This window comes from Enterobacter sp. RIT637, assembly GCF_019718755.1.
In the GTDB taxonomy this organism is placed as follows: Bacteria; Pseudomonadota; Gammaproteobacteria; order Enterobacterales; family Enterobacteriaceae; genus Enterobacter.
In genome coordinates, this window is the sequence record NZ_JAIHAZ010000006.1 from 31,461 (window position 1) to 52,203 (window position 20,743).

A 20,743-nucleotide genomic window follows, 5' to 3' on the forward strand; every position below is an offset into this window, starting at 1 on the left:
CATTGATAGACAAGGCCATTACCGTATTGCGTAATAGCGGGATCATACTGATCCCTACCGATACCCATTTTGCACTGGCAGCCGATCCTTCGTCATGGCGAGCTGGATATCAGTAGCCTGCTTTGACCTCAGCTCCGGTGATAAGCTGCTGAAGTTCGTCGCTAAAACGCTTAATGCCCGACGTCATCGTATTTTTATTTTTTGACAGCAGCCAGACTTTATATTCATCCATTTGCCAGCCGGGTAAAAGCCGGACCAGTTTTCCGGTGGCGAGACTTTCTCGCGCAATGTAATTAGGCAAGTAAGCAATGCCCAGACCGGAAAGTGCCATGCTGATCAGCGCCACGCTGTTATTGCTTCTGAAGCGGCTATGGACGTCAATATTAACCTTCTGTTTCTCTTTTCTGAACGGCAGCGAAACCGTACGTGCCACACCACGGAACAGGATGTAGTTATGGGCGGGGAGATCGCTCGGGGTCTGGACAGGACGCATCCGGGCGATAAAGTCAGGGGTGGCATACAGCCCCCACTGGATGGAGCATAAAAATTTGGTATGCTCATGCGTTGGCGTGTCCTGGGCCACGATGATGGACAGATCGTACGGGCTCTCTTTGATATCCACCGCTTTATCGGATAAATCGAGATCGACGTTGGCCATAATGTTTCGTTCTAAGTAAGCATTTAAAGCTGGCACAACATACTCTTTTCCGAACGTCACCGGGGCAAGTATTTTTATTGTCCCCGCCGGCTCCTCATAATAATCCCGTATAAAGCGTTCTGCGGCACGCAGCTCATTCAATATTTTGAAGCAGTGCTGATAGTAGCTCAACCCCAGCTCCGTAATCTCTATTTTCCGGGTGGTACGCTTAAGCAGCATTGCACCAATACGTTTTTCCAGCGTTGAAATATCCCGGCTAACTGACGACTTCGACATTCCCAAAGAGAGTGCGGCCTCGGTGAAGCTCAGGGTTTCGACGACACGCGCGAAAACCACCATCGGAATTAAATTCTCGATTTTTTCCATTCTACAATCTGCACCCGATCAGCAAACGTCACCCGACAATTAGTCGCAAAAGTCCTTGCTAGCGTCAAGTGAAAAATTCCCAGCGTGCCGCCCTCTTTCCGTTTGTTATTAACGCCGCTCAGGCGTGTTGATATTTTTTCTCATCGACACAAGGATATATTTTCGTCGAAAACTGAGAGAAGCCAGCAGGTGAATATCCACGCACTAAAAGAAAAATATCTGGTTTTTTATGCTTTATTTATTGCCTCTGAATATGAATTAAATATTTAAATCCGCTAATTTCCCACTAGCATAACGACTCAGGGTGAATGTTACTAGAGGGTTAACAGTGAGTGAATGCATAGTTTCAGGAACACAATGGGGGGCACAGAACCCCATCCGCGAGGACGATCTTGCGGCAAGGATCGATGCCTTACCGGCTTCCGCCGGGCTTTGGCGATTCATCGCCTTGCTGTCTCTTGGCGGTTTTTTTGAGCTTTACGATCTGTTTCAAACTGGCTACATCAGCGCCGGGCTCATTGCTGATGGGATCTTTCATACCGGGCAGCAGGGTGTGTTAGGTATGGCCGACCAGGCCGCATTTGCTTCCGCGACCTTTCTAGGACTTTTTGTCGGTGCCAGCCTGCTGAGCCCCTATGCTGACCGCATTGGCCGACGCGCGACCTTTATGTATGCCCTGCTCTGGTACGGGCTGTTTTCCCTCGTCATGGCATTTCAGCATCAGGCGGAATGGGTGATCTTTTTCCGCTTTATGGTGGGGATCGGGCTCGGCGTTGAACTGGTGACCATTGATACCTATCTGACTGAGTGGGTACCCGCTCACCTTCGCACCCGCGCATTTGCTTTCGCCTTTTTCATTCAGTTTCTCTCCGTTCCTGCCGTGGCGCTGATGTCGTGGTGGCTGGTCCCGCAGACGTGGTTTGGCCTGAGCGGATGGCGGTTCGTGGTGATTGCCGGCGCGCTGGCGTCCATCGTCATCTGGCTTGTACGTAAGGGGCTGCCGGAATCGGCACGCTGGCTGCTGCAGCAAAAGCGCTATCTGGAGGTGAGGAACGTCATACATGAGATGGAAAAACGCTGCGGTGCCGACGAGCAGGCTGATTTCCCTCTCCGTGCCGGGCAGCACAACGACCAGGCTTCCATCAAGGGCAGATTTAAAGACATCTGGTCCCCGCGCTACCGTGGCCGGGTTGTCATGCTGGTGGTGATGAATATCTTTCAGGCGATCGGCTTTTTTGGCTTCGGAAACTGGCTCCCTGCCCTGCTGTCCGGCAACGGGACATCGGTCACGCACAGCCTGCTGTATGCCTTTTTCATCACGCTCGCCTATCCTCTCGGCGCGCTCATCTGTAGCCGCTATGCCGATCGGATGGAAAATAAATGGCAAATCGTCTTGTCCTGTCTGACCACGGTCATCTTTGGTTCGCTGTTCGCGCTTCAAAGCAACCCGCTGCTGTTGATTGCCTGCGGCTTCTTTATTACCTGGTCCAATGCCTGGCTGACCTACAGCTACCACTCCTATCAGTCTGAGATTTTCCCCACCCGTATTCGGGCGCGCGCGGTCGGCTTTTGTTATTCCTTTAGCCGTTTATCCACCGTATTCAGCAGTATAATTATCGGTCTTATCTTGCAATATAGCGGCTCGACGGCGGTGATTGCCTTTATTGTAATAAGTATGCTGATTGTGATGCTGACTATTGGTATTTTTGGCCCCAACACGCGCGGTATCGACCTGGAAAACATTTAATCACCGTGACTAATAAAATGCCGTCTCACGTCGAGTGAGCGGCATCCATGATTATTTTGGCTGCCACGAAGATAATAGCGCCGTCGTGGCATCTCCTTTTTTACAGTTTTTTCCTAAAGCCACCCCGCTTCGCCTGTGACATGCTGAATCACGCTCATAACCGATAACGTTAAATGAGGATATTATGAAAAAAACAATTATCGCATTATCTGCCGTTCTGCTGGCTTCCCCAGTATTTGCTGCGACCACACATGCAACTGACGACACTGTCGCCGCGGCGAAAGCAAACGCCAACGACGCGAAGCAAAAACTGCACGAAGAGCAGAACAAAGGTGAAGAACTGAAGCTGAAAAACGAGCATGCCGCAGAAGGTAAAAGCGAAAGCTTTGGCAGCAAGGTCAGCGAAGATTCCCAGAAAGCCTGGCATAAAACCAAAGAAGGCACCGAAAAGGGGTGGGATGCCACCAAAGAAGGCGCTGAGAAAGGCTGGAATAAAACCAAAGAAGGTGCCAGCGAGCTGGAAAAGAAAGTCACCGAGTAATCCCTTCGAAAGGCCGCAGACGCGGCCTTTTTTATTCCCCGCAGCTCTGTGTTCTCAAGGCAACACTTGTCACCAGGTCCGGTTATCGCGCTCCGGTTGAAATAATGTCAACAAAGCCGAATAGATCCCTGAGGTGACGCGTTTACTCCCTGCCCCCCTAAAAGAGATCCTGAGATGCTGCGACGCCTGGTGATAGTGCTTGTTTTGGTTTGTCCGTGGGCGATAGCTGCCCCGAAGAGCTACATTATCGACACCGATAACACCGCCATTCGGCTATCGTGGCATGCCTTCGGCGGCATCCTCTCCTGGGCGACGTTCAGCGGCGTGACGGGCGCCGTGACGCTCAACCCGGAGAACGACGTCGACGACCATATTCACGTCACCATCCCCGTAGCGACGCTTGTGGCCTCAAACAAGCTGCTCACCTGGCAGCTGAAAAGCGACATGTTTTTTGAATCCGAGCGCTACCCGACTATCGAGTTCACCAGCTCTCGCGTGGCCGCTCAGGGCGACGGGCGGTTCAGGGTGTTCGGCACGCTGACCGTGCGAAACATCGCCCGCCCGGTAATCCTGGAAGCCATCGTGAAAGACCCGCGCGCGCAGGCCCTCACGCTGGATGCCACGACGGCGATCTCGCGCGCGTCCTACGGGATGGATAAGTTTGCGCTGGTCGTGGACGATCGTATTACCATCGCCATTGCGATTAAGACAAACGACGTGCCGTCATCCTGAGATGAGCCGCTGTAGCTGCTCCGCGTTTCCCCGCAGTTGAGACGGCGGATTGCGGCCAATCAGGACAAACTGGTAGCCCGCCTCCTGCCACCACGCCAGGTTCATGCTGTGCCGCTGCTCCTGGCGCAGAGGGGCCGTCGTCTTCTCATCTACAGGAGAGATACAGAGCGCCATCGGGCCGTAGTCGGCGTTTATCCAGGCAATCTGCGCGATCGAGGTGGTTTCATAGCGCAGCATGCGCACCATTTTCAGCTCTGCCCCCTGCAGGACAAGCTGCGACATTTGCAGCTTCACGCCGATATCCTGCGCGGCCCGCTCCAGCCCGCGCTGCAGGACCGGCGTTGCGCTGTCCATATCCAGCAGCGTCTCGACGCTGTACAGGGACATATATTGCGCTTCAAGGTCGCGAATATGGGCGTTCTCATCCGCTGGCGCGGAAGCGGGCCGCAGCAGGTAGCCCAGCCCGGAGCCGACCATCAAAAAACTGACCGACGCGGCAATCAGCGCCCGCCTGCTGACGCCAGCCGGCGTGGAGGACTGTGGATCGGGAATCGCTGCCAGACGCGCCTGCATTGTCTCCTGAGGCGCGTCATCCAACAGGGAGGCAAACGCCCCGGCGAAATCCTGGCTGCTTTTCATCAGTTCGGCGGTTCGCACGGAGAGGCGTTCGTCGCTTTTCATCTGTTCTTCAAATTGCTGCGCGTCGGCGCGGCACATCTCGCCATCTATCCATGCCACGATAGCGTCGTCGTTATAGGGCGGTGCAAAACGGTGCGCGTTCAAGAGCGTTTCTCCTTTACCGGGGGCAGTGCGTCAGCGGACCTGGCAAGCCGAGCCCGTGCCGTCGCCAGCCGGCTCATCACGGTACCGATCGGCACCGCCAGCGTCTCCGCCGCCTCCTGGTAGGTAAAGCCTTCGACATAAACTAAAAATACCGCGTTGCGCTGGGCTTCAGGCAGCGTGTTAACGCGCTGCATCACCTTCAGGTAATGCAGGCGCGTCTCATCCTGTTCGCGGGTGTCCGGCGCCAGAAGCTCGTCGCTGGCTACAAATCCCTGCCCCTGACGCACGTGCCGTGCCCGAAGCTCAGAGATCCAGATGGAGTGCAGTATCGCGAACAACCACCTGTCGATGCGCGTGCCCGGCGTATACTGGCTGCTCCTTTCAAGCGCACGCACGCAGGTGGACTGAACCAGCTCTTCGGCGATATCTCTGTTTCGCGACAGCACCAGCCCATAGCGCCAGAGACGCGACAGGTGTGCCGCTAGCTGTTGACGAACCTCACGGGTAGCGATGTGTTTTCCCTCCACGAGAAAATCAGGATTCCGGCTGTCCGTTAATGGCGGCCTGCAGGTCACGATACTCTTCGCAGGACTGGCCACAAATACCGGCAATCACCTTCAGCTGTTCTTTAGCGAGGTCAGGACGTCCTTTTACCATCCACGCTTCACCAAGGTATTCCCGGGCTTTGGCATAATCCGGTGCGATAGCCAGCGCCCGCTGGTAGTAACCAATGCCTTCATCCGTGCGGCCAAGCTTGCGCGTGGCGAACCCGCGATAATTCCACGCTTCAGCCGTATTGCCATTTTTCAGCGAATCAAGCAGATTCAGCGCCGCCTGGTACTCTCCTTTCTTCGCGAGATGGTACGCATAGTTGGTTTTGTCCTGGTCGCTGAGGCTGCTGCTCTTGTCCGGCACGCATTTCTGGGTGGCGCTGTCATACACCTGTCCGGAAGGACAGTCGGGCGTTTTGCTCTCGGTACTATTATCGCCCATGGCCAGTGCCAGCGGAGAGAGCAGGGAAAAAATCAGCGCCGGGATCAAACGAAGCGAGGTCGTGTTCATATAAAGCTCCAGGTAAAAGGAAGTGACGTCAGTAAACGCCCGACTGATGATTTTTATTCGTTCTTTGATGAAGTTTTTGCGGGGCCAAAATCATGCTTATGTCGTCACCGCACTGAAAATAAAGCAGGTTATTTTACCCTTGCCGTCCAGCGTTGTTATTTTTCCGCACATTAGCAGAAATTTAATCCGGCATAAGAATATATTTTTCATTTACCAAGTGACTTAATATATCTTACATCAAAAACGTTACCCTAACTTAAATGTACATTAAGCATGCATAAACAATACCTTTTAAATTTATATTCTGGATGCCACTACCAATTATCACACTGCATCAAGAGCATTAATTGCAAGCATCAGACAACAAAATAAAATCAATATAAAACAACAAGATATAAAAATAAAATTATAAATACCCTCAGTACATTAATCCCTCCTTCATTGTTTTCATCTCTATTTACGAAAGCTTAATTTGCACATTCAGAGTTTTCTGGCTATATCATTTTTATATCCTCAAAAACCAATTCATCTATTAATTACAGGGTTTTATAAGGTACAAAACACGAATAAAAACCATTTTCTTTGATACGTAATTAGATTCGCTCTGATGTTGCCACTCTAAATCCTGGCGGGTATCGTGCGCGCTAAAAATAACGGTCAGTGCTGCGTGATAACAGCAACTGCGCCGGGGGCGCCCTTTACCTTCAGCAGAGATGGCTCGTCTTACACGCGTTCACGACAACTCAGCTGGAGTAGCAATTAAATGAGCCAAATCTCTGTTATATCGAAACTTACCGGTGTGGAAACCACCACAGAGGGTACACAAGTTACGCTGAGCCATTCCTCTATCGTTGAGCTTCATGTCGAGCGAGCCAATGTCTCTGATTTCGCCCGTAGCGGCAACGATCTGGTGATCACGCTGCACTCTGGTGAGGTCATTACCATTAAGAATTTCTACGTTACTGATGCTCAGGGGGTAAGCCAGCTGGTGCTGGAGGAGAGCGATGGAGCGCTATGGTGGATTGAAGATCCCACCGGAGCTGCCACGTACGAATCCATCGCCTCCACGGACGTCTTACTTGCCGCTTCGGGGAGTGATGCGGGCGGTGCGGCCATCTGGCCGTGGGTACTGGGTGGTCTTGCCGTCGCCGGCGGGATAGCCATTGCGGCTGGTGGCGGTGGAGGTGGCGGCGATGACGACGATGATAACAACACAAACCCTGTCACCCCCGGGAATCCGTCCTCTCCGGATACAACCGCCCCCGCGGCACCAGGCAATTTACAGTTCTCGGCCGATGGCTCAACGGTAACCGGTACCGCGGAACCCGGCAGCACAATTACGTTGAAAGATGCGGATGGCAATCTGGTTGGCACGGGTAAAACCGGCAGTGACGGTAAATTCTCTATCGAGCTGGGAACCCCGCTGACCAACGGCGAGCAGCTGACCGCCACCGCGACGGATCCAGCAGGCAACACCAGCCAGGCCGGACAGGTAACCGCGCCAGATTTAACGACACCGGATGCGCCAGATATTCTGATCGTTAATGACAATGTGGGTGCTGAACAAGGCCCGCTGGACAATGGCCAACGCACCGACGATCCGCGCCCTACTTTTAGCGGTATCGCTGAAGCGGGAACCACCATCACCATTTACGATAACGGTACGCAAATTGGCACCAGCAAAGCGGATGCCAACGGCAACTGGAGCTTTACCCCAACCAAAGATCTCGCCAACGGTAATCACACCATTACCACTACCGCGACCGACGCGGCAGGCAATACCAGCCCGGCCTCCGGTGCCGTCACCTTTGTGGTAGACACCATCGCGCCAGCTGCTCCCGCCATTACCAGCGTGACGGACGATGTTGACCCGGTAACGGGTTCAGTCAGCAACGGCGGCAGCACCGACGATCGGCGGCCCCAGATCTCTGGCACCGGTGAAGCAGGCTCCACGATCACCATTTATGACGGCACCGTCGCGATTGGCTCGGCCGTCGTCGCCAGCAACGGCACCTGGAGCTTCACCCCGTCCGTGAACCTCAGCGAAAGCACCCACTCGCTCACGGTCAGAGCAACGGATGCCGCCGGGAATACCGGGCCAGCGTCGCCGGTGTTTACCCTCACCGTGGATCTCACCGCGCCAGACGCGCCAACCGCCCTGGTACTGAACGATAATATCGGTCTTATCAAAGGGGCGATTACCGCGGGCGTACCCACCGACGCCTCTCAGCCGCTCCTGGTCGGGAGAGGAGAGCCGGGCGGGACAATTACGCTCTACGAAAACGGCGTGGTGATTGGAACAACGACGGTTCTGCCCAACGGCACCTGGAGCCTGACGCCGACTACACCGTTTGCGGATGGTACACACACCATCACCGTGCAAATCACGGATGCAGCTGGTAACCAGAGTACGGCCTCACAACCCATCACCTTCACCGTGGACACCACGCCGCCGCTGGCACCTGCCGTGGTCATTTCGGATGACGGCACGACCATCAGCGGCACCGCAGAGCCTGGAAGTACGGTAACCATCCGTGAAGGGGGCGTCAAAATTGGGGATGTCGTGGCCGATGACCAGGGCAACTATAGCCTGACCCTGACGCCGCCAAAACTCAACGGCCAAACCCTGACCGCGGAAGCAACTGACCCGGCAGGCAATACCGGACCGACCGCGCCCGCCGTTGCGCCTGACACGACCGCAGCACAAACTCCGGTCATCGTGTCGGTGGTCGATGACGTTCCTGCGTCGACCGGTCCTGTTGTCCAGAGCGGGATCACCAACGACCGAACTCCTACCATTAACGGGACGGGCGAACCCGGCACGACCATCACCCTCTCCAACGGCAGCACGGTTCTTGGCACGGTGGTCGTGCAGACGTCCGGCCAGTGGAGCTTTACACCGCCCTCGCCGCTGGTTGACGGCACCTATGTGCTGACGGCGAAAGCCGTGGATCCTGCCGGTAACCCGAGCGGGCAATCGAATAGCTGGAGCTTTACCGTGGACGCGACTGCGCCCGTCGCCCCGGTGATTTCAGAAGTGGTGGATAATGTCCCCGGCCGCACCGGCGCGCTCGATACCAATGAGCCCACCAACGATCCGACCCCGACCCTCAACGGCACCGCAGAACCCAACGCGACGGTCACCATCCTTGTAGATGGTATCAGTGTCGGTACTGCCGTAGCGGATAGCGGCGGTGCGTGGACCTTTACCCCCTCAACACCGATTGGCAACGGTCAGCACGCCCTGACCGCCATCGCGACCGATCCGGCAGGCAATGCCAGCGGAAGCTCGAATACCTGGAACTTAACGATAGACAGTACCGCGCCCTTTGCGCCGGTTATTACGCAGGTGGTGGATGATGTGCCAGCACGCACGGGTGTACTCAATGCCAACGACACCACCAACGACACGACGCCAACGCTCAATGGCACCGCCGAGCCGAACTCGACGGTCACCATTCGTCTGGACGGCACCGCTATCGGCACGGCGGTGGCCGACACCAACGGCGCGTGGACCTTTACCCCCACCACGCCGATTGGCGAAGGCCAGCATACCCTGACCGCCGTTGCGACCGACAGAACAGGTAACACCAGCCCTGCGTCTGGCGGCTTCACCTTCACGGTCGATACTGTCCCGCCACCCGCGGCGACCATTAGCACCGTTACCGATGATGTCGGCGGCGTTCAAGGCACGCTCAGCAGCGGCGATACTACGGATGACACTCAGCCACTGCTTCAGGGAAGCGCCCCGGCAGGGACGGTGATTACCGTCTATGACGGAACAACCCTGCTCGGCACCGCGACGCTTAACGGCAGCGGTGGCTGGAGCTTCAGCCCCACCACGCCGCTTACCGATGGCCCGCATACCCTCACCGTATATGCCACTGACGCAGGCGGGAATACCACCGTCTCCAGCCCATTCGAGCTTGTGGTGGATACCGTCGCGCCCGCAACGCCGGATATCCCGACAATCACCGTAAACCCTGACGGCGGCCCAACACAAACGCCGCTGAACCCGGGTGAAACCACCCGCGATACCACGCCAACCCTGAGCGGTACCGGCAATCCGGGCGAAACCGTGACGATTTACATTGATGGCGACAAACTGGATGATGTTGTGGTGGACGGCACAGGCAACTGGAGCTGGACGCCGACAACGCCGCTCCCCAGCGGTACCTACGACATCACCCTGACCGTCACCAACATGGACGGCACGGGCAACGAAAGCGCCCCGTCCATACCCGTAAGCATCACCATTGACACCGACGCGCCAGTTGCCCCAGAGCCTCCGGTCATTACTGACAGCGTCAGCCAGATAACCGGCCCTGTTGCCGATGGGGAAACCACCAACGATCCGCGTCCGATCCTGAGCGGAACCGGTACGCCAGACGAGCTGATCACTATCTATGACAGCGTTGATGGCGGCACAGCGACAGCGGTGGGTAGCGTCACGGTCGACGGCTCCGGCAACTGGAGCTGGCGTCCCGGCAGCGACATTGCGGAGGGCAGCCACGAATATACGGCAACCGCCACCGACGAAGCTGGCAACGTCTCACTCCCGTCAACGGGGATCACCATCACGGTAGATACCGTCGCACCTGCGACTCCGGTGATTGTTGCCATTGGCGGTGAGCCGGATGACGGCGTCACCGCGGATGCAGCCCCAATCGTAGGCGGAACCGGCCCTGCGGGCGAAACGGTGATCGTCTACAACAACGGCGTTGAGTTAGGCCGCGTGGTGGTGAGTAATGCTGGAGAATGGACCTTCACCCTGCCCGCTCAGAGCGATGGCCCAGTGAACGTCACCGTTGCAGCCGTTGATGACGCAGGAAACGTCAGCGATCTCAGCCCGGTCTTCACCGTCACAATTGACACCACGCCGCCAGCGGTCCCGCAGATTAACGCCGTCACTGACAGCCTGCTGACAAACGGAACGCTTTACACTCGCGACGGTACGCCGACCCTGACCGGGACTGGCGAACCGGGCTCCACCGTGATTGTGTCTGTGGACGGTACGCCATCTGGCGCGCCGGTAACGGTGCAGCCCGACGGCACCTGGAGCTGGACTGCCGGAAGCGTGCTGTCGGATGCTTCGCATGATTTCACCGTCTCGTCCCGCGATCCGGTCGGTAATACCTCCGCCAGCTCTGCTCCGCTTAGCGTGACGGTGGATACCGTCGCCCCGGCAGACCCGAGCAATATGGCGCTGACCCAGCAGGGGACACCGCTGACCGGTACGGCAGAAGACGGCGTGACCGTGATCGTTCGCGATGCGAGTAACAACATCATCGGCACAGGCGTTGCCACGGGCGGCAGCTTCTCCATAGCACTGAGCCCGGCGCAGCTGGATCCCGCCACGCTGACCGTGACAGCCACGGATGCCGCTGGAAACAGTAGCCCGGGCGCGACCTTTATCGTCGTCGATTCGCCGCTCGAACTGCCGGACGTGCCGATCATCACCGCCATCAATGATGACGCGGCGCCGGTGACGGGTGATGTGAAAGATAAAACCACCAACGATACCACCCCTACCCTCGTCGGTAAGGCTGAAGCCGGAAGCGTTATCACACTCTACCTGGACGGGGTGCTGATTCCGCAAACCAACATCGTTGCCGATTCAGGTGGCAACTGGAGCTACACGTCGCCAGCGCTTGGCGAAGGGCCGCACACCTTTGAGGCGACCGCCACCCTCAACGGCGAAACCAGCGGTCGCTCGCCGATCTCAACCGTTACCGTGGATCTTACCGCTCCGGGCACGCCGTCCATCGGTGCGGTGATTGACGATGTTGGCCCCGGCACCGGTCCGCTGACAAACGGGCAGACCACCAACGACAGCCAGCCGACGCTCACCGGCACCGGTGCGGTTGGCGATACCATCTCCATCTACAGCAACGGGGCGCTGCAGGGTACCGTGGTGGTCGGTGATACGGGCAACTGGAGCTTCACAACGCCTGCCCTGGCACAGGGCAATAACGTCCTGACCATCCGTGAAACCGATCCGGCGGGTAACCAGAGTGCCCCATCGGCGGGCTTCACTATCGTGGTCGATACCGTGTCCACCACGCCGGTGATTACCAACGTCACGGATAACGTCGGCAACGCCGCCACTACCGTCGTCAGCGGCACGCCAACTAACGATGCCACGCCAACCCTCACCGGCACGGCTGAAGCAAACAGCGTGGTGACGATCTTCGACGGCGCCACACCGATTGCTACCGTCACGGCTGACGGTACCGGCGCGTGGAGCTTTACTCCGGACACCGCTCTCGTCGAAGGTCCGCACACCTTCACCGTCACAGCCACCGATCCGCAGGGCAACGGCAGCCAGGTATCAAACACCTGGAGCGTGACGGTCGATCTGACTGCACCGACGATCCCGACCCTTAATAGCGTCAACGACAACGTGGCGGGCGGGACCCTCGGCGATCTGACAACCGGGCAGACCACCAATGACAATACGCCAACCCTCAGCGGAACGGGGGCTGTGGGCAGCACGATCCACATTCTGAATAATGGTGTGGAAATCGGCACCGCAACGGTTAACGGCAGCGGCAACTGGCTCTTCATACCAGACCCGGCTCTCGACGATGGCAGCTACAACATTCGCATCAACGCCAGCGATGCGGCGGGTAACGTCTCAGCCAATTCGCCGGTCTTCGTCTTTACCGTCGATACCGCAGGCCCCGCCGCGCCGCAGGTCACCAGCGTGATTGACGATGTTGCGCCGGTCAACGGCACCCTTACGTCGGGCAACAGCACCAACGACGCGCGGCCAACCTTCAACGGCACGGGCGACGTGGGGTCGACGGTGCACATTCTGGTGGATGGCACCGAGATCGGCACTGCGGTGGTGAACGCCAAGGGGAACTGGACCTTCACGCCTGGCGCCGACCTGGTCGACGGGCCTCATGCCGTCACCTTCAACGCCACCGACGCGGCAGGCAACACCGGCAGCACGACGGCACCGTTTAACCTGACGGTGGATACCGGCGTGCCGACCGCGCCGTCCATTACCTCCGCGAGCGACAACGTGGGCAGCGTACAAACGTCGCTCACCACCAGCCAGAGCACCGACGACACCACGCCGACGCTGAACGGCACGGCGGCAGCCAACACCACGGTGACTATCTACGAAAACGGACAGCAGGTCGGCACCGCGCTGGTGAACGGCAGCGGGGCATGGAGCTTTACGCCGTCAACCCCGCTGGTCAATGGCAGCCATACCTGGACCGCCACGGTTACCGATGCGGCGGGGAACGTCAGCCCGGCCTCCTCCGCCTTTACGCTGGTGGTCGATACCTCCGCACCAAACGCGCCCGTTATCAGCCAGGCGATTGACGATGTGGGCAGCGTCACCGGTCCGCTTGGATCCGGGCAGACCACGGACGATACCCAACCGCGTCTCGTCGGCACCAGCGAGCCGTTTGCCACCGTGCGTATCTATGAAGGCGCAACGCTGGTCGGTTCGGGCACCGCTGATGCTGGCGGCAACTGGAATATCGCGCTCAATACCACGCTGACAACCGGCCCGCACAGCTTCACGGCGCAGGCCACGGATGCGTCAGGCAATACCAGCACGTCATCAACGGCCTTTAGTCTGACTATCGATGCCACACCGCCTGCGCTGCCGGTACTGACCAACATTGTGGATGATGTGGGCAACGCGGCGACGACCATCGCTAACGGCGGATTGACCAACGATGCACAGCCAACCCTCACCGGTACGGCGGAAGCCGGCGTCACGGTAAAAATCTTTGATAACGGCGTACAGATTGGCAGCGTCATTGCCACCGGCGGAGCGTGGAGCTTCACCCCTTCCCCGGCGCTGGGCAACGGGCCGCACAGCCTGACCTTTAGCGCCACCGATGCGACAGGCAACGCCAGCGCGCAAACGGCCGGGTACGTCATAAACATCGATGCCACCGCGCCAGCCGCGCCGGTCATCAGCGCGGTTGTCGATGATGTGGGCAGCGTCACCGGGCCGGTAACGGGCAATAACCCGACCAACGATACGCGTCCGACGCTGAGCGGAACGGCGGAGGCCAATGCAACGGTACGCATCTATGACGGCGCAACGCTGGTCGGCTCGGCCATCGCCGATAGCAGCGGCAACTGGACGCTGGCGCAAACCACCACCACGCTGACGCAGGGTACGCATAACTTCACCGCCACCGCCACCGATGCCGCGGGCAACACCGGCCCGGCTTCGGCCGTGACGACAATTATTGTCGATCTCACTGCGCCAACGGTCCCTACCGGAACCTTTAACGCAGACGGCAGCGTGTTGACCGGTAATGCCGAAGCAGGCAGCACCGTCACTATCCGTCTGGCGGACAATTCGACGTTCACCGCCACGGCGGACAGCAACGGAGCCTGGAGCTATACCTTCCTCAATAAACAGACGGAAGGCCAGACGCTGCAGATCACTGCCACCGATGCCGCAGGCAACGTCTCACAGCCTGGCTCGGTCCTTGCGCCAGTGGTGCCGCTGTCGGCCAGCAACAACGTTGAAGAGCTGGAACTCACCACCACCGCAACGGTGACCAATTCGCAGTACAGCGATTATGGTTTCCTGCTGGTGGGTGCCGTGGGTAACGTGCTGACGCTCCTGGGTAACGACACCGCACAGGTAGAGTTCACCGTAGGCAGCGGCGGCAGCGCGGATATCGAGGTGAATGCCAATGCCACGGGTGCGGTTCTCTCCCTGCTCAACACCCTTGAGCTGGTCGTCCAGCGCTTCGATACCGTCAATAACACCTGGACCACGGTGGTGGACACCGGACAGCCGCAGTTTGCTGACCTGCTGACGCTCGGCGCAACCGGCGTCTCGCTGAACCTGACCGGGCTGGAAAATGGTCAGTATCGCGTGCTGAGCTACAACACCAACCTCCTGGCGACCGGTTCTTACACCAGTCTGGATGTCGCCGTGAAAGAGACCAGCGCGGGTACCGTTTCTGGCGAAACCAGCCTGACGGGCAACGTCATCACCGATGTCGACCCGACCGCAGGCAGCGACAACGCCCCGGCAGGCGCCAGAATCACCGCCGTGACCAATACGGATGGCGACCTCACCAACGTGACCGCTGACGGTACCGTGATCCAGGGCGAGTACGGCACGCTGACCATCAACCGCGACGGTAGCTATACCTACACCCTGACGGACACCAGCGCCGCGGTCATTGGCCGCACGGAGAGCTTCAGCTACACCATCACCTATAACGGCGTCAGCGCGTCGGCGAACCTTGTACTGTCGCTGGGTACAGGAACCGCCACCAGCGGCGTTGTGGCGGTGGACGATACCGCCTCGCTGACCTTTGACACCACCGTTACGGCCATTGATAACGGCACCTCGTCGCAGAGCGGCTTTACCCTGGTCGGGATTAACCTCGGCAACACGCTGGGGCTGAATCTGCTGGACGATATGACCAACCCAATCATCTACAGCGTGGAGGAAGGTACCACCCGCACCATGACCATACAGGCTTCCGTCGGCGGCGTGGCGCTGGCCTCAGTGTTCGACCTGTACATCTATAAGTTCAACAACGCGACGCAGACCTTTGAACAGATGCGCGTGGAGTCGGGCTGGCTGCGCGCGCCGCTGCTGGGCGGAACCTCGCCACAGCTGACGCTGAACCTGCCCGCCGGGGAGTACCTGTTCCTGCTCAATACGGCGGCAGGGATCACCGCGCTGACGGCCTATACGCTGAGCGTCCTGCAGGATCATGTCTACAGCGTGGCGAGCATTAGCGAGACCACCTCCGGGGATGTGCTGTCGGATGATATTGCCCCAGTCGGTACGCTGGTGACGGAAGTGAACGGCGTGGTGGTTAACGGCAGCGGCCTGACGGAGATCGATGGGGAATACGGTAAGCTGAGCATCAACGCGGCCGGGGAGTACACCTACACCCTGAATAGCGGCGTTGGCTCCGACCATATCAGCACGCCAGATACCTTCGTCTACACCATCACTGCGCCGGACGGGACGAAAGACACGGCATCGCTGAACATTACCCCTACCGCGCAGGCGATGAATGCGGTTAACGATGTCAGCGCCGTGATGGATGTAACGTCAGTGCACCACACCGCCGCGTACTCGGATACTACCGTCGGGTCGGCGAGCTGGAACGCCGCGCTGCTCACTTCAACCCAGGGCTCCGGCTCCGGCACCTTCGTGGTGGATGCCAATACCGCGCTGCACAACGTGGTGCTGTCGTTTAACGTCGCCTCGCTGCTGACGCTGACAGGGCTAACGGTTGACTGGACGCTGACCAACGGCGCCACCACCGTCAGAACCGGCTCGTTCAACGGCGGGCTGCTGCTGGGCGGCACGGCGACGGTCAACCTGACGGGTCTCGACCTGGAGGCGGGAACCTACACCCTGAGCTATACCGGCAGAATGGGGCCGCTGGGAGTAGGAAATATCACCATCACCCCAAGCGTCACTGGCACCAACTACTCGCTGTCGCAGTTCGACGCCACGGGCACCCACACCGTTGACGGCAACATTTTCGACGGTACCGGTTCTGCAGGGACGATGGACCAGCTGCACTCGGTGGATACCCGCGTGAGCATTACCGGCTACGACGGCGTCACCACTACGCTGGATCCCTACACCGGCAGCACGCAGTCGAGCATCACGGGTCACTACGGCACGCTGGCGATTGCCGCAGACGGCAGTTACACCTATACGCTCAACCCGGGGGTATCGCTCTCAACCATCACCTCGAAGGAGACCTTCAACTACACCCTGACCGACGCCAACGGCAACACGGATACCGCCACGCTGACCATCAACATGGCGCCGCAGTTCATCAGCTCTGAACATAACGACGTCATTAGCGGCACGGCCTACGGCGACACGCTGATTTACCAGGTGCTGAACAGCACCTCAGGCAACGCCACCGCAGGCAACGTCAGCAGCACGACCGGCGACCACTGGAGCACCTTCTCGCTGGCGCAGGGAGACAAAATCGACATCGGCGATCTGCTGGTGGGCTGGAACGGTAGCGCATCGACGCTGGGTAATTATCTCCATGTTACTCAAAGCGGTAGCAACACTGTGATCTCCATCGACCGTGATGGTGCAGGCACCACCTACACTAATACCACGCTCGTTACGCTTGATGGCGTTCAGACCACCTACGACGAGCTTGTTAACCAGCAGCACATCATTACCTGATAGCAACAGAACCACCTGACCCGGGCGCACAGCGCCCGGGCACAACAATAAAGCTGTACCATTTTATTAGGGATAAGACATGGGAAAGAAGATGCCTTACTGGTGGCTCTCGTGCTGCCTGATATCTGTGCCCGCTGTCGCAGCCAGTCCGGCAGCGACGATCAATACTGAGCAACTCCGCGAAACGCAGGAACTCCCCTCTCTGAACGGCCGCGTGGCTCCTGTCGCCAGCAAAGCCGCTCCCGGCACGCTGCAACTGGATGACGCGGTTAACCGTGCGGTGACCTGGCACCCGGCCATCAGCGAAGCGGTGGGCAAACTCTACCAGCAGAGCGAAAATGTCGACGTCGCCAAATCGAAATACTATCCGCAGATCAATGCCGGCGCGGAGAACGGTTATACCCACGACGGCGACGATAACGGCTTCACGCCGTCGCTTGTGCTCTCGCTCTCACAAATGCTCTACGACTTTGGCAAAGTGGCAAGCCAGGTGCGCGCCGAAAGCGCGGGCGTCGCCCAGCAGCAGGCTAACGTGCTGGTCAGCATTGACACCATCGCCCACGATACCGCCATCGCCATGGTGCAGGTCCAGACCTGGCAGCAGATGGTGGACACCGCCAGAGAACAGCTTGATGCCCTCTCCTCCATCGGGAAACTGACGAAACAGCGCAATGACGAAGGGGCCACATCCCTCTCTGACGTGGTGCAGACCGATGCCCGTATCGAAGGCGCGCGCGCACAGCTGATGCAGTATCAGGCCAGCCTCGACAGCGCCCGCGCCACGCTGATGAGCTTTCTCGGCTGGGACAGTCTGAACGCGGTCAGCAACGATTTCCCACAAAGTCTGGCCCGCAGCTGTGAGATCGCCGAGCCGGACGATCGCCTGGTGCCCGCTGTATTAGCCGCCTGGGCGCAGGCCAACGTGGCGCAGGCCAACCTTGACTACGCCAACGCGCAGATGACCCCGACCATTTCGCTTGAACCGGAAGTGCGCCATTACCTCAACGACCGCTACGCGGGCAACGAAACGCGGGATCGCACCCAGTATTCCGCGTGGGTAAAAGTGCAGATGCCGCTCTATCAGGGCGGCGGCCTGACCGCCCGACGTAACGCGGCCGGACACGCGGTCGAGTCGGCGCAGTCCACCATTCAGCGCACGCGCCTCGACGTGCGGCAAAAACTGCTTGAAGCACGCAGCCAGGTGATGAGCCTGATGGCCACGCTGCAAATTCAGGGGCGTCAGGAAGCGCTCAGCGCCCGCACCCGCGAGCTGTATCAGCAGCAGTATCTCGACCTCGGCTCGCGTCCGCTGCTCGACGTGTTAAACGCCGAACAGGAGGTTTATCAGGCGCGTTTCACCCAGCAGCAAACCGCCGGACAGCTGCACCAGCTTCAGCTCAACTGCCTGTACAACACCGGGCGCTTACGCCACGCGTTCGAACTTGATAACCGCACCATCCAGACTGTGGAGATCCAGCCATGAAGCAACGCGATATCCCACAGGGTGAAAACATGACGGATGATGCGCTGGAGCAGTGGGCGCAGGCGTTTGGCTACGTGGCCACGCGTTATCGCGTAGCCTGTTCACCTGGCGCGCTGATGGCGGGTGCGCCGTGGCTGAAAGGTAAACCGATGGTGCCTGCCCTCACGCAGCTTGCGCGCGAGGCCGGCCTGTCATTTCAGCTGCTCACGGCGGATCAGCAGTCCATCAATAGCTGGCGCTTGCCCGTCGTGGTGGAGCTGAGCGAGGGCAAAATCGGCGTCATTGAACATTTCGACGGCGAAGATACCCTTGAGGTCAGCTTTTTCGACGACAAACCGCACACCAACCGCCTGTCGATGACGGCCATGCTCCCGGCCATCCGCCACGTGATCGCCCTGCGTCCCCTGGCCGCCCTGAAAGACAGCCGGGTGGATGCCTATATTTCCAAATATCGCCCGGACTGGCTCTACAGGCTGGTGATGCGCGACCTGCGCCCCTACAGCTGGGTGATGCTCGCCGCGCTGTTTATCAACCTGCTGTCGCTTTCGGGGATCGTTTTTTCCATGCAGGTCTACGACCGGGTGATCCCGGCCCAGTCCTACCCGACGCTGTACGTTCTGACTATCGGGGTGCTGATCGCCACGCTGTTTGGTTTTGTGCTGCGCGTGGCGCGCGGGCACATTATGGATCTGCTGGGCAAGCGCTCAGATCTGCGCGTGTCGGATCGCGTCTTTGGCCATGCGCTTCGCCTGCGCAACAGCGCCGTCCCCCGCTCCACCGGCAGCTTCATTTCCCAGCTGCGCGAGCTGGAGCAGATCCGCGAAATGGTCACCTCCTCGACCATCTCCACGATTGTTGACCTGCCATTCTTTCTGCTGTTTGTGGTGGTGCTGGCGATCATCGCCCCGCAGCTGGCGTGGATCGCCCCGGTCGCGGCGGTGATCATGGTGCTGCCCGGCCTGCTGCTGCAAAAGCGGCTGGCGGAGCTGGCGAAGCAGTCGGCCCATGAATCCACCCTGCGCAACGCGGTGCTGGTGGAGAGCGTGCAGGGTCTGGAGGACATCAAATTGATGCAGGCGGAAAACCGCTTTTTGCAGCAGTGGAACAGCTACATCCAGATCACCGCAGAATCCGGCCTGCGCACCCGCGAGCTGACGCAGAACCTGATCAGCTGGGGGATGACCATTCAAAGCCTGGTCTACGCAGGCGTCATCGTGGTCGGCGCGCCGATGGTGATCGACGGGACGCTCACCACCGGTTCAGTGGTGGCCGCCTCGATGCTGGCCTCCCGCATGATCGCGCCGATGGCGACGCTGTGCGGCGTGCTGGCCCGCTGGCAGCAGGTGAAGGCCGCCAAAGAAGGGCTGGACAGCATTATGCAGCTTCCCACCGAAAACCAGCGCGAAGAGACGCCGATCCGCCAGGACGTGCTGCGCGGTCATTACCTGTTCGAGCAGGCGCAGTTCCGCTATCACCCGGAAGATCCCCGCATGGCGCTGCGCATCAACCGTCTGGAGATCAAACCTGGCGAGAAAGTGGCGATCCTCGGGCGCAACGGCGCGGGTAAATCAACCCTGCTGCAGGCGATGGCGGGCGGGATGGATCTGGCGGGCGGCGAGCTGCGGCTCGACAACTTCAGCCTGCCCCATCTCGACGTGGCGGACGTGCGGCGTAACGTCGGCTTTATGACCCAGAACGCGCGGCTGTTTTACGGCACCCTGCGCGAGAACATCACGCTCGGCATGCCGCGCGCCACCGATGAAGAGATTTTTGAGGTGCTGGAGATGTGCGGCGCGGCGAGCTTTGTGCAGAAGCTGCCGAAGGGGCTGGACTACCCGATTATGGAGAATGGCGTGGGGCTTTCCGGCGGGCAGCGGCAGTCCATTCTGCTGGCGCGCATGCTACTGCGCGATCCGAATATCGTGCTGATGGACGAACCTACGGCGTCGCTTGACGAGCATACCGAGCGGGAATTTATCCAGCGCCTCAACGCCTGGCTTGGCAACCGTACGCTGGTTGTCGCCACCCACCGCGTCCCGGTGCTGGAGCTGGTGGAGCGCGTGGTGGTGTTGAAAGAAGGGATGCTGGTGATGGATGCGCCAAAAGCGCAGGCGCTGAGCAACAGCCGCATGCAGCAACAGCAGCAGGCAACCGGACGGGAGTGGAAAAATGAAAATCAGTCAGCGTGACGT

10 protein-coding genes are annotated in these 20,743 nt (G+C 59.0%); 6 read left to right on the forward strand and 4 right to left on the reverse strand.

The window, feature by feature from the left end; translation table 11 throughout:
• Positions 1–109 precede the first annotated feature (109 nt).
• Positions 110–1,024, reverse strand: coding sequence for a LysR family transcriptional regulator (locus tag K5E19_RS11325; protein WP_042713371.1), 915 nt, complete (start codon positions 1,022–1,024; stop codon positions 110–112).
• A 340-nt stretch (positions 1,025–1,364) separates the two neighbouring features.
• On the opposite strand from K5E19_RS11325, the gene K5E19_RS11330 reads away from it, so the two are divergent.
• From K5E19_RS11330 to K5E19_RS11340, 3 genes are all read left to right on the forward strand, one after another.
• Positions 1,365–2,771: an MFS transporter gene (locus tag K5E19_RS11330; protein ID WP_221551448.1), complete on the forward strand. Its 1,407-nt coding sequence runs from the start codon at positions 1,365–1,367 to the stop codon at positions 2,769–2,771.
• Positions 2,772–2,955: 184 nt separating this feature from the next.
• Positions 2,956–3,312, forward strand: a complete 357-nt coding sequence (locus tag K5E19_RS11335; RefSeq protein ID WP_221551268.1) for a hypothetical protein — start codon at positions 2,956–2,958, stop codon at positions 3,310–3,312.
• 174 nt (positions 3,313–3,486) lie between these two features.
• Positions 3,487–4,044 (forward strand): YceI family protein, encoded by a 558-nt coding sequence (locus tag K5E19_RS11340; RefSeq protein ID WP_221551269.1) that lies wholly within the window; start codon positions 3,487–3,489, stop codon positions 4,042–4,044.
• On the opposite strand, the gene K5E19_RS11345 is transcribed toward K5E19_RS11340, so the two are convergent.
• From K5E19_RS11345 to K5E19_RS11355, 3 genes are read right to left on the reverse strand one after another with little or no spacing between them, the layout of a single operon-like run.
• Positions 4,036–4,827: an anti-sigma factor gene (locus K5E19_RS11345; protein ID WP_221551270.1), complete on the reverse strand. Its 792-nt coding sequence runs from the start codon at positions 4,825–4,827 to the stop codon at positions 4,036–4,038. The two genes, K5E19_RS11340 and K5E19_RS11345, sit on opposite strands and share 9 nt — an antisense overlap.
• Positions 4,824–5,354, reverse strand: a complete 531-nt coding sequence (locus tag K5E19_RS11350) for an RNA polymerase sigma factor (protein WP_221551271.1) — start codon at positions 5,352–5,354, stop codon at positions 4,824–4,826. Before K5E19_RS11350 ends, K5E19_RS11345 begins: the two co-directional genes overlap by 4 nt.
• Positions 5,355–5,361: 7 nt before the next feature.
• A complete protein-coding gene (locus K5E19_RS11355; RefSeq protein WP_221551272.1) occupies positions 5,362–5,889 on the reverse strand; it encodes a tetratricopeptide repeat protein in 528 nt (175 codons plus the stop codon).
• Positions 5,890–6,652: 763 nt separating this feature from the next.
• Here K5E19_RS11355 and K5E19_RS11360 point away from each other — a divergent pair.
• The 3 genes from K5E19_RS11360 (at position 6,653) to K5E19_RS11370 (ending at position 20,740) form a co-directional block, all read left to right on the forward strand.
• Positions 6,653–17,068, forward strand: coding sequence for a BapA/Bap/LapF family large adhesin (locus K5E19_RS11360; RefSeq protein WP_221551273.1), 10,416 nt, complete (start codon positions 6,653–6,655; stop codon positions 17,066–17,068).
• A gap of 79 nt (positions 17,069–17,147) precedes the next feature.
• Complete coding sequence (locus K5E19_RS11365) at positions 17,148–18,551, forward strand: TolC family outer membrane protein (RefSeq protein WP_221551274.1); 1,404 nt, start codon at positions 17,148–17,150, stop codon at positions 18,549–18,551.
• Positions 18,548–20,740 (forward strand): type I secretion system permease/ATPase, encoded by a 2,193-nt coding sequence (locus tag K5E19_RS11370; protein WP_221551276.1) that lies wholly within the window; start codon positions 18,548–18,550, stop codon positions 20,738–20,740. The genes K5E19_RS11365 and K5E19_RS11370 overlap by 4 nt, the downstream gene beginning before the upstream one ends.
• Positions 20,741–20,743 lie beyond the last annotated feature (3 nt).

Excerpts from the sequence above, each read along its gene's own strand:
- K5E19_RS11325 (WP_042713371.1), bottom strand. The coding sequence starts at position 1,024 with ATGGAAAAAATCGAGAATTTAATTCCGATGGTGGTTTTCGCGCGTGTC.
- K5E19_RS11370 (WP_221551276.1), top strand. The coding sequence starts at position 18,548 with ATGAAGCAACGCGATATCCCACAGGGTGAAAACATGACGGATGATGCG.
- K5E19_RS11360 (WP_221551273.1), top strand. The coding sequence starts at position 6,653 with ATGAGCCAAATCTCTGTTATATCGAAACTTACCGGTGTGGAAACCACC.
- K5E19_RS11365 (WP_221551274.1), top strand. The coding sequence starts at position 17,148 with ATGGGAAAGAAGATGCCTTACTGGTGGCTCTCGTGCTGCCTGATATCT.
- K5E19_RS11355 (WP_221551272.1), bottom strand. The coding sequence starts at position 5,889 with ATGAACACGACCTCGCTTCGTTTGATCCCGGCGCTGATTTTTTCCCTG.
- K5E19_RS11340 (WP_221551269.1), top strand. The coding sequence starts at position 3,487 with ATGCTGCGACGCCTGGTGATAGTGCTTGTTTTGGTTTGTCCGTGGGCG.
- K5E19_RS11335 (WP_221551268.1), top strand. The coding sequence starts at position 2,956 with ATGAAAAAAACAATTATCGCATTATCTGCCGTTCTGCTGGCTTCCCCA.